This window comes from Chitinophaga sp. (assembly GCF_035564935.1).
Lineage (GTDB): Bacteria > Bacteroidota > Bacteroidia > Chitinophagales > Chitinophagaceae > Chitinophaga.
Genome location: NZ_DATMTE010000729.1, coordinates 1 through 10,110 on the forward strand (window position 1 = coordinate 1; position 10,110 = coordinate 10,110).

Annotated in this window: 11 protein-coding genes; 4 read left to right on the top strand and 7 right to left on the bottom strand. The window is 48.3% G+C overall.

Going from position 1 to position 10,110, the window contains the following annotated elements:
* Positions 1-16: 16 nt before the first annotated feature.
* Positions 17-958, bottom strand: a complete 942-nt coding sequence (locus tag VN105_RS18830; protein WP_325643075.1) for a hypothetical protein — start codon at positions 956-958, stop codon at positions 17-19.
* 132 nt (positions 959-1,090) lie between these two features.
* On the opposite strand from VN105_RS18830, the gene VN105_RS18835 reads away from it, so the two are divergent.
* From VN105_RS18835 to VN105_RS18845, 3 genes are read left to right on the top strand one after another with little or no spacing between them, the layout of a single operon-like run.
* Positions 1,091-1,750 (top strand): metal-dependent transcriptional regulator, encoded by a 660-nt coding sequence (locus VN105_RS18835; RefSeq protein ID WP_325643076.1) that lies wholly within the window; start codon positions 1,091-1,093, stop codon positions 1,748-1,750.
* Between the two features lie 15 nt (positions 1,751-1,765).
* Positions 1,766-3,646, top strand: coding sequence for an Nramp family divalent metal transporter (locus VN105_RS18840; protein ID WP_325643077.1), 1,881 nt, complete (start codon positions 1,766-1,768; stop codon positions 3,644-3,646).
* Positions 3,647-3,680: 34 nt separating this feature from the next.
* Positions 3,681-4,067, top strand: coding sequence for a thioesterase family protein (locus tag VN105_RS18845; protein WP_325643078.1), 387 nt, complete (start codon positions 3,681-3,683; stop codon positions 4,065-4,067).
* A gap of 78 nt (positions 4,068-4,145) precedes the next feature.
* Here the strand turns inward: VN105_RS18845 and VN105_RS18850 are convergent, their stop codons facing one another.
* The 6 genes from VN105_RS18850 to VN105_RS18875 form a co-directional block, all read right to left on the bottom strand.
* Positions 4,146-4,886 carry a LytTR family DNA-binding domain-containing protein gene (locus tag VN105_RS18850; RefSeq protein ID WP_325643079.1) on the bottom strand — a complete coding sequence of 247 codons (741 nt, stop codon included), beginning with the start codon at positions 4,884-4,886 and terminating at the stop codon, positions 4,146-4,148.
* A complete protein-coding gene (locus tag VN105_RS18855; protein WP_325643080.1) occupies positions 4,864-5,928 on the bottom strand; it encodes a sensor histidine kinase in 1,065 nt (354 codons plus the stop codon). The genes VN105_RS18850 and VN105_RS18855 overlap by 23 nt, the downstream gene beginning before the upstream one ends.
* 18 nt (positions 5,929-5,946) lie before the next feature.
* The gene (locus VN105_RS18860; RefSeq protein WP_079469030.1) at positions 5,947-6,300 is read right to left on the bottom strand and encodes a DUF4288 domain-containing protein; all 354 of its coding nucleotides are present in this window, start codon (positions 6,298-6,300) and stop codon (positions 5,947-5,949) included.
* 60 nt (positions 6,301-6,360) lie between these two features.
* Positions 6,361-7,098 carry a LiaF transmembrane domain-containing protein gene (locus VN105_RS18865; RefSeq protein ID WP_325643081.1) on the bottom strand — a complete coding sequence of 246 codons (738 nt, stop codon included), beginning with the start codon at positions 7,096-7,098 and terminating at the stop codon, positions 6,361-6,363.
* Between the two features lie 117 nt (positions 7,099-7,215).
* Positions 7,216-7,884 carry an FAD-binding oxidoreductase gene (locus VN105_RS18870; protein ID WP_325643082.1) on the bottom strand — a complete coding sequence of 223 codons (669 nt, stop codon included), beginning with the start codon at positions 7,882-7,884 and terminating at the stop codon, positions 7,216-7,218.
* Between the two features lie 43 nt (positions 7,885-7,927).
* Complete coding sequence (locus tag VN105_RS18875; RefSeq protein WP_325643083.1) at positions 7,928-8,533, bottom strand: SGNH/GDSL hydrolase family protein; 606 nt, start codon at positions 8,531-8,533, stop codon at positions 7,928-7,930.
* 190 nt (positions 8,534-8,723) lie between these two features.
* Here VN105_RS18875 and icd point away from each other — a divergent pair, with 190 nt between their 5' ends.
* Positions 8,724-9,995, top strand: a complete 1,272-nt coding sequence (gene icd, locus VN105_RS18880) for an NADP-dependent isocitrate dehydrogenase (protein WP_325643084.1) — start codon at positions 8,724-8,726, stop codon at positions 9,993-9,995.
* Positions 9,996-10,110 lie beyond the last annotated feature (115 nt).

Sequence of the window (10,110 nt, forward strand, 5' to 3'; positions counted from 1 at the left end):
TCAGACAAAATCCGCGTTACTTCTTCTTTTTCTTCTCCACCTTCTTCGCGAAGCCGCCTTCAAAGAAGCATTTGATACCGCGATAAGCGCCGCAACCGCCTATTTCACGGATACTGACACGGTTGCCGCTAAACTGGAAAGCGATACCGCAGGAGGATTCTTTGTCTTTATATTCTCCCCTGTTTCCACCAATGTAATGTCCTTTTCCGCTCAGTTCCCCTTTGCAGTTACCATTATCTTTTGAGAAGGTGATAAAGAACTGGAATGATTTGGTGTCGTCCCCATCACGGATGGATACAATGTTCATATCGCCGGAGGTATAGTCGCCGGAAAATTTATGCTTACGTGGTAAGGTATCGATCGGGTTGAAGATCTGTCCCGCATTCGTTGGCCCGTTGGAGTTAGTCATGATCAGTGTTACGGTTCCATCGGGATTCACCATATAAAAATCTTCCCTCAAAGCACTGCGGCTACCTGATAATTTCTTTTCACTGCTGATCTTTATTACATTTTTACTATCTATCACGAGGGAAGTAACGGTACCATCCGTACCACCGGTATTGGCTACACGTATTCTGTTGAGGTATTTGCCTTTTTTATCCAGGAAGCAGAGATAACCCACGGATTGCGACCTTCCGGTAGCCTTCACTGTCATATAATTCACCGTGTTACCAGTGATGCGCTGCAATGGAAAATACTTCACCGGCTCATTTTTGGAGAAATCACCTTTTGTGAGCGTATCTGTCAGAAACCGCCTGGCAGCAGTATCCAGGCGCAGTGAATCCGGTTGTTTCAGTTGCAGCGTATCCGGGGTAAGCCTGTAGGGCAGTGTACCAGGGGTAAACAATGCCTGGAAGTCTTCAAATGTCATGGGCTCGTTGCCATCGCCTGCTTTCTTCTTCGATTTGCAGGCTGCCAGCATACCGATGGCCAGTAATAATAAAAGGAAACGCTTCATTACAATAGTTGATTCTGGGCGAAAAGTTATATATAATTTTTATATGTGCGCGTTAAAAAATCAAAAAACATACCGGATGGATAAATGTTCAGATTTATTATTTAGATTTGTCTAAATAATATTTTAGATAACATGAATTTATCGATCGCAGAGGAGAACCATATTAAGTCGATTTACAAGCTGCAGGAAGGCGATGCGGTAGTGACCACCAATGCACTGGCCTATGAGCTGGAAACAAAACCAGCATCGGTAACAGACATGGCTAAAAAGCTGAAAGAGAAGAAGCTGATCGAATATGAGAAATACAAGGGCATTACGCTTTCTGCCGACGGCAGGAAGGCCGCCCTGCAGATTGTGCGGCGTCACCGCCTGTGGGAATGCTTCCTGGTGGAAAAACTTTCATTCAGCTGGGAAGAAGTGCATGAACTGGCGGAAGAGCTGGAGCATGTGCGCAGTGAAAAGCTCACTAACCGGCTCAGCGAATTTCTGGGCAATCCGGTGATAGACCCCCACGGCGACCCTATCCCCGATGCCAATGGAAAACTGGCCAAGCCCCGCCCGCAAACCTCGCTGGACCAGGCAAATGCCAAACGGCTGGTGGTAACCGCCGTAACGGACCAGTCCACCGCCTTGCTGGCCTTCCTCAACGCCAAAGGGATAAAACTTGGCACCCAGCTGGAAATCATGGCACATTACGAATACGATAATTCTATAGAAATAAAAGTAAAAGGGCAATCTGCCATCACCATCAGTGAACAGGTGGCGAAAAATATTATGGTCAGACCACTGTAATCATCAGCATATACTATGAGCATCGAACATACACATTCATCAGCATCGTTAAGTGAGGTACATCAGAGTGTAGAAACGAACGGAAAATCCAGGTGGAAAAAAATCTTCGCCTTCTTTGGCCCCGCCTACCTCGTGAGCGTGGGTTATATGGACCCCGGCAACTGGGCCACCGACCTGGCGGGCGGCAGCCAGTACGGCTATAAATTATTGTGGGTATTGCTCATGAGTAACCTCATGGCCTTACTGCTGCAAAGTTTGAGCGCCCGGTTGGGCATTGTGCGCGGGCGCGACCTGGCGCAGGCAAACCGGGAAACCTACCCTCCCGTGGTAAATTTCATCCTGTATATACTGGCGGAAATAGCCATAGCAGCTACCGACCTGGCGGAAGTACTGGGAATGGCCATCGGGATCCAGCTGCTGACCGGGTTGCCACTGGTATGGGGCGTGAGCCTGACCGTACTCGATACCTTCCTGCTGCTCATACTGCAACGCTACGGCATCCGTAAAATGGAAGGATTTATTATCAGTCTTGTTGCCATTGTAGGCGCGTCCTTCCTCGTGGAACTGATCCTTGTAAAACCACAGATGAATGAAGTAGTGAAGGGCTTTATTCCTTCCATTCCGGACAACACCGCCTTATACATTGCCATTGGGATCATAGGCGCCACCGTAATGCCGCACAACCTGTACCTGCATTCCGCCCTGGTGCAAACGCGGAAAATAAAACGGGATGATACCGGCATCAGGCAGGCCATTAAAATGAACTTTATTGATAGTACCATTGCCCTTAACCTCGCCTTCCTGGTAAATGCCGCCATCTTAATACTGGCTGCCGCCGTATTTTTCAAAAGCGGCAGAACTGATGTGGCGGAAATCCAGGATGCACACCGGTTGCTGGATCAGCTGCTGGGCAGCAAACTGGCGCCGATCCTGTTTGCGGTGGCGTTGATTGCAGCCGGGCAAAGCTCCACTGTAACCGGAACACTTGCCGGCCAAATTGTAATGGAAGGTTACCTGCGCCTGCGTATCAATCCCTGGTTGCGCCGGCTCCTCACCCGGCTGCTGGCTATCATCCCGGCACTGCTGGTGATCCTTATTGCCGGCGATGAAGAAGTAGGCGCGCTCCTGGTGTTCAGCCAGGTACTGCTCAGTTTGCAGCTGGGCTTTGCCATTATCCCGCTCATCCATTTTGTAAGCGATAAAAAAACAATGGGCGCATTTGCTATCAGGCCCGTCACTAAAATATTCAGCTGGCTGGTCACCAGTTTATTGGTGTACCTTAATATGCGGATGGTATTATCAGAAGCTTTTGATTATATGTCTGGTACCGGGAATATTTTTGTAGATGGACTGATTATGGCCGGCTGCATCGGTTTCGTGGTGCTGCTGCTCATCACTATTGTATACCCGCTGCGGCGCCGCTACCGCGAAGATGCGGCTGCCGGCATCCATACTACACAGGTATCGCTGGGAGAAATGGAAAAGCCCACCTATCAATGCATTGCCATGGCCCTGGATTTTTCACAGCGCGATAAAGATATAGTGACCAATGCCATCGCTCACGGGAATGAACACACGCAGTATATCCTTATCCATATCGTGGAAAGCGCCTCCGCCAAATACTTCGGGAAAGATTCAGACGACCTCGAAACGCGGCGCGACCAGGAACAGCTGGACACTTATATTGCCCTGCTGAAAAGCCGCAATATCAACGCCAAAGGCGTGCTTGGCTTCCGCAGGCGGGCCCGTGAAATTGCCCGCATTGTGCACCAGGAAAAGGCGGACTTCCTCGTACTGGGAGGACACGGACACCGGGGCTTCAAAGACTGGCTATATGGGGAAACCGCCAACCAGGTAAGACACCAGGTGAAGATCCCCGTACTGGTAGTGCAATAAAACAAACTAACTGTAACGGGTAAACGATAAATATATGCTTCTCATTTTCAAACCGGGAGATACCAGGCATTTCAGTCGCACGGTACGGCAGGAAGACTGTGCCTCCTTCGACAGCGGTAATGTTCATCCCGTATATGCCACCTTTGCCCTGGCAAGGGATGCCGAATGGTGTTGCCGCTTATTTGTACTGGAAATGAAGGAAGCGCATGAAGAAGGTATCGGCACCAGGCTCACCGTGGAGCACCTCTCCCCTGCCCTAGCCGGCAGCCAGGTGGACTTTACAGCCGTTATCACGCAAATACACCACCATGAAATTACCTGCAGCTACGAAGCCGTTTGCAATGGCCGTATCGTTGCTGCGGGTGTGCAGGTGCAAAAGATCCTCCCCAAAGAAAAACTGGAAAAACTCTTCGCGCGCTGATCGCCTTCGGCGATGCGGATTTTGTCTGACTCAGGATTAAACTGATTACGCTGATTACCCTGAGTCAGACAAAATCCGCTACAATCCAAGAGCAGCCTTCAGCCGCGGATAGCCGGTTTTGCTCACAAGTACCCTTGCGCCACTCCGCAGGATAGCCAGGTGGTTTTCTTTTTCGTAGGGGTCTATACGTGTTACCTGGTTTACATTGAGGATATAGGAGCGGTGTACCCGTGTAAATTGTTGAGGGTCCAGCATTTTTTCGAAAAACGACATGGTTTTATTCTTCAGGAAGCTGCCTTCCTGCGTTACTATTTTCACGTAGTCATCTGCTGCTTCGAGGTAATGGATATCCTGTACAGGAATGATCTTGATCTTTCCGTTGATCTTTATTACCACGCGGTTGCTCTGCAAAGGCATTGAGGCGGCGGTTTCCAGCAAAGCTTCCGTGTTGGTGGCAGTGGCTGTTTGAAAATGATCCAGCCATTTCTGCACGGCCTTATCAAAACGGTCGCTGGAAAAAGGTTTCAGCAGGTAATCCACTGCATGTACTTCAAAGGCCCTGATAGCATGCTCTTCAAAGGCGGTGGTAAAAATTACTGCAGGCATATTTTCCACCAGTTCCAGCATCTCAAAACCAGTGATCTTGGGCATTTGAATGTCCAGGAAAATAATATCCGGCTGATGTTGTTGTATGGCCTTTAATCCTTCAAATCCGTCATTGCATTCCTGCACTACTTCTATCTGGGGGAAGTTTAACAGGTATTCCTTTACTACTTCCCTGGCCAATGGTTCATCGTCAATTAATACTGCTTTTATCATGCGATTGCGGTACTTTAATAGTGGTCGTAAATATATTTTCAACAGCGGAAGTTTCCAGCAGGTCCTGCCGTGCAAACAGCAGGTAGAGCCTGCGTTGTATGGACGATAAGCCAAAACCTGTTCCTTTATTCGGTTGCTGCAGTTCGTTGTCGAACGGGTTTTGCACCGCGATGTACAACATATTATCCTGCAACCATGTTTTTATGCTGATGGTGATATCACCGGTGGTATCGTATAGTCCGAATTTAATGGCATTCTCTACTACAGGCTGCAGCAGCATGGGCGGCAGCAGCATTTTGTCCGCCTCCTCATAGGGAGTAACGTTGGCGGTTAAACGATGTCCGAAACGTACTTTCTCAATATCCAGGTAGAGCTGCAGGTAGTTCAGTTCTTCGGCAAGTGTGATCCATTGATCATCTTCACGCTTCAGGGATCCTCTTAAAAAATCAGAGAGCTTTAACACCATTTCACGGGCTTCTTTCGGTCGCAGCATGATCAGTGCGTTAATGGAATTGAGGCTGTTAAACAGGAAATGCGGCTGCAGTTGCTGCCGCAGTTTAAAGAGTTCTGCTTCTCTTACTATCTTCTCCGTAGCTTCTTTACGGTCGCGGGATTCCTGCTGTTCTTCCGCATCGTACCACATCTGGCTCCGGAAGCCGATGCCTGCAATCATCATCCATCCCACAAAGGTGTGGATGGGAATGGCGTTATTCAGCCAGTTGATATATTGTGCGTTGCCGGGGAAGGCAGAGATGAGCAGCCAGCGGCTCAGGCATACCCACAATACAGACAGGGAAAAGCTCACGATGGCTACATAGCCAAACTTCATGGTGCCGTCTGCCGGGCGGTAATAAGCCACGTTATGGCTGATTATAATACCGGCAGCGCCAAGTAGTATAACGTGTACTGCACTGTCTGTAGCAGACTCCCAAATGGGAAGGCTATACCAGTACCACAGCAACCCGCCATACAGGAGCATCCATATGGCGAAAGAAGTGAGGAAAGCCCACCAGGAATTGCCTTTCATTAATTGTTTAAGCAAAGAAGCCGGTTTATTTTGTTATACGTTAAGCTCGAAATACTGTTGCCCCTGTAACTGGGCAGATTTCATCTGCAGCCAGGCGATGTAGGAATTTGGATCACCCGGTTCTTCTATGCGGGAGTACAGTTCCATGCCGTCTGTCAGCTGGTCCAGGGTATATACTTCCGGTACGTTGATGAACTTCCACTGTACCAGTTCCTGTTGTTGATTCTTAAAAGCATATTGTTCCTGCATACCAATTTCGCGGGCTTTATCGCAGGCGTCTTTTTTGGTAACAGCGCTGATTAATCTTAATTGTTCATCAAACTGCGGAGTATGATTGCCTTCGCCACAGATGATCTGATATACAACTTTCGCAACAAACCAATGCATAAAATTAAATTTAAAAGTTGGAGAAGATAGAATAAAGGTTGAGATATGGATATTTTATGATCAGAAGCTTTTTATTTCCACGCCGCCGAGTAAGCAGGTCCCTTTCAGGATCAGCAGTTTCTCTATTGGCCCGTTAGGTACCTGCTGGCCCATGTAACGTTTGTCTTCCACACCGCCCATGATAGTAGTGATATCTACCTGTACTTTCCAGTTGGCCGGTACAATGATTTCACATCCGCCAAATACCGTGGTTATGTCCATTACAGCTGCGCCATTGATATCTGCCTTCATAAAGTTGAGTGTAGCGCCCCCGAAAATAGCGGTTACATCGCCTCCTTTAAAGTTTTTAGTCATTACCGCTTTATTCACACTGCCAAAGATAGCGGTGGCATTCAGTACATCTTCCCCGGTGGAAAACTCTTCACTGGCGGCGAAGCTCCTTTTTTTGGATGGCCATTCTGCCGCGGGGTAATTTTTTTTAAAGATCAGCATCACACCTACCAGGATCAATACAACCGGCCAGATAAACTGGGCGGTGGCATACGGCAGATCAAATATTTCGTTTACGAGGAAGATTCCGCCTACCAGCACCATCACGATCCATCCCCCGAGCCTGAAGTTATGCTTAGCTCCTATAACGATACCAACAGCTATCAGGATCATTTCCCAGGAGAACAGCCAGTGGGGCAGGTTCAGATCCAGGCGTTGCAATAACAGGCAGGCACCAACGATGATAAGAACTGCACCGCCTACAAAGCGGCCTTTTCTTCTTGATGCTTCAATATCTTCGTTTCTCATTTGTTTTAATGTTTATGATACAAATGTAGAACGGCGCCTTGTTATTGAAAACAGGGTTTAGGCTAATAAAGCACCCTTACCGGTAAACAGCAGGAAATTACCGGTGAAAATGACGAGCTATATTTCTACCGTTACCAGGGCCTCGTTTCCGGCCAGCTTTACGAGGATAGCTTTCAGTTGCTGCACCATAGGATCAGGGCCACAGATATAGAAATGCCGGTTAAAGTCCCGGATCTTCTCTTTCAGGTAACTTTCGTCGATGATATGATGATCATAGCCGGGTACCTCTTCCGCAGTGAGGGTATTAATAAAGCGGTGGCCCAGCATGGCTTCAAATTCATCTTTCAGGATAATATCCGCCAGGGTTTTATTGGAACAGATCAGCTGGTTGTTGCCAAGCTGTCCTTTTTGCTGCAGGTCGCGCAGGATGGCAATAAAAGGGGTAACGCCTGCTCCGCCGGCAATGAACACGCCTTCGCCGTTATAATGAATGGTACCCCATACGTCGTGCAGGATAAGTTCATCACCGGCTTTCAGCTGTCCCAGTTCATGGGTAACGCTGTTGTGATCGTCGTAAATCTTAATGGTGAACTCCAGTTGCTCCCATGAGGTAAGGCTTGTAAAGGTAAAGGGGCGTCTTTCTTCTTCCCATCCGGGTTTGTTAATAGATACTTCTGTGGCCTGGCCGGGTACAAAGGTATATCCGGCGGGCCTTTCCACGGTAAAGCGGCGGACGTTGTGTGTTACAGGGGTAACGGCCAGGATTTTTACGATATGGCTTTCCATTTGTTCAGGTTTTCTTTAATATGAAAATAGGGTATTTTTCGTGTCAGTGCAACGCCTGCAGCAATAAAGGCAGCAATGCTGCCGCCCAGCGGCTGTAGTCCTTCCCGGAGGGGTGCAGTCCGTCGCCTGCTACCAGCCCGGGATCCTGTGTGGCTTCCCTGGTAAAGTGCGTTATATCCAGGTAGGGCGCCAGCCATTCGCCGGCGATGGCTTTATTGACGGCGTTGTAGGCATCTATTTCCCGGCTTATCTGTTCCTGGTTGCGATCTGCTGCGAAAGGCGTTACGCCCCAGTCGGGGATAGACATCACTACTACATGGGCAGGGTTGTTACCTGCAAACGCAATAGCTTTTTGCAGCAGGGCGGTAAATTCCGTTGCATACTCCTCCACAGAACGGCCACGGTATTGATTATTTACACCGATCAGCAGTGTTACTATATCGTAAGTTTTATGTATATGAGCAGCGGCAATACCGGCTTCCAGTTCATCGGTGGTCCAGCCTGTAGTGGCTATGATCTGCGGATCTTCCACTGTTACACCTTGTTTCCGCAGCAAAGCGGCCGCCTGTACGGGAAAACATTCACTGTAGGAAACCTGTTCACCTACAGTATAACTATCGCCAAGGGCGAGATACGTAACTGGTATCATGCTGGTATCTGAGATTTTGTTGCTGCAAAAAAATGAGCAGCAAAATAACATTAATCCTAACATAAGCAAAAAGTTATATGCAGCTGTTAAATTTGCGGAATAAAGGGCAAATCTTCCCACTGCATAAACGGAAAAGCCTTACCTTTGCACGCGATTACAACAATTACGTAACGCATAAAGAAACCGTTTTATGCCGGCAGAAAAAATAACGATGAACAATGGCCTGTTACAGGTCCCTGCACAACCCATCATCCCATTTATAGAAGGCGACGGAATAGGTCCGGACATCTGGAAAGCCAGTGTACGCGTATTCGACGCAGCTGTAGAGAAAGCTTATGGCGGTGATAGGAAAATCGAATGGAAAGAAGTACTGGCAGGTGAGAAAGCCTTCCAGCAAACAGGCGAATGGCTGCCAAAGGCTACACTGGATGCACTGAAAGAATACCTGGTGTCTATCAAAGGCCCCCTGTCTACTCCCGTTGGTGGCGGCATCCGCTCCCTGAACGTTGCTATGCGCCAGGAACTGGACCTCTACGCCTGTGTAAGACCTGTACGCTGGTTCAACAGGGTACCTTCCCCGGTAAAGCACCCGGAAAAAGTAGACATGGTGATTTTCCGCGAAAATACGGAGGACATTTATGCCGGCATCGAATATATGACGGGTACGCCTGAGGCAAAAAAACTGCTGGATTTCCTGCAAAATGAAATGGGCGTTAAGAAGATCCGGTTCCCGGAAACCTCTTCCCTCGGTATTAAACCGGTATCCGTTGAAGGTACAGAACGACTGGTACGCGCCGCTATCATTTATGCACTGGAGCACAAGCGCCCATCGCTCACCCTGGTGCATAAAGGCAATATCATGAAATTCACCGAAGGTGGTTTCAAAAACTGGGGTTATGCACTGGCAGAAAAAGAATTTGCCGATAAAGTATACACCTGGGAACATTGGGAAAAAACTAAGAAAGAACTGGGTGAAGAAGAAGCCAATAAAGAGCTGAAAGTAGCCACCGCAAAAGGAAAGCTGCTGATCAAGGATGTAATTGCGGATAACTTCCTGCAACAGATCCTGCTGGCGCCGCAGGATTACTCAGTGGTAGCTACCCTGAACCTGAACGGCGATTACATTTCCGATGCACTGGCTGCCGCTGTAGGTGGTATTGGTATTGCTCCCGGCGCCAACATCAACTACCTCACCGGCTATGCGGTATTTGAAGCCACACACGGCACTGCCCCGCGCTTTGCCAATACCAACACCATGAACCCGTCTTCAGTGATCCTGAGCGGCGTAATGATGCTGGAATACATGGGCTGGAAAGAAGCAGCTGAAATCATTATTCATGGCCTTAGTACCGCCATTATGCGTAAACGCGTTACCATCGACTTCTACAACCTGATGGATGATGCCACCCTGGTAAAAACCAGCGAGTTTGCGGATGAAGTGATCAAGCAAATGCAACACTAAGCGGAGTTTGTCTGACTCAGGATTATGATGATTTTGCTGATTACACTGATTTGATTTTGTAATGATTTTAATAAAGACTGGGGAGATTTAAGCGAAAGTATCCGCTTAGATCTCC

Bases quoted from the DNA above. Each gene is read 5' to 3' on its own strand.
- VN105_RS18830 (WP_325643075.1), bottom strand. From the start codon at position 958: ATGAAGCGTTTCCTTTTATTATTACTGGCCATCGGTATGCTGGCAGCC.
- VN105_RS18835 (WP_325643076.1), top strand. From the start codon at position 1,091: ATGAATTTATCGATCGCAGAGGAGAACCATATTAAGTCGATTTACAAG.
- VN105_RS18840 (WP_325643077.1), top strand. From the start codon at position 1,766: ATGAGCATCGAACATACACATTCATCAGCATCGTTAAGTGAGGTACAT.
- VN105_RS18845 (WP_325643078.1), top strand. From the start codon at position 3,681: ATGCTTCTCATTTTCAAACCGGGAGATACCAGGCATTTCAGTCGCACG.
- VN105_RS18850 (WP_325643079.1), bottom strand. From the start codon at position 4,886: ATGATAAAAGCAGTATTAATTGACGATGAACCATTGGCCAGGGAAGTA.
- VN105_RS18860 (WP_079469030.1), bottom strand. From the start codon at position 6,300: ATGCATTGGTTTGTTGCGAAAGTTGTATATCAGATCATCTGTGGCGAA.
- VN105_RS18865 (WP_325643081.1), bottom strand. From the start codon at position 7,098: ATGAGAAACGAAGATATTGAAGCATCAAGAAGAAAAGGCCGCTTTGTA.
- VN105_RS18870 (WP_325643082.1), bottom strand. From the start codon at position 7,884: ATGGAAAGCCATATCGTAAAAATCCTGGCCGTTACCCCTGTAACACAC.
- VN105_RS18875 (WP_325643083.1), bottom strand. From the start codon at position 8,533: ATGATACCAGTTACGTATCTCGCCCTTGGCGATAGTTATACTGTAGGT.
- icd (WP_325643084.1), top strand. From the start codon at position 8,724: ATGCCGGCAGAAAAAATAACGATGAACAATGGCCTGTTACAGGTCCCT.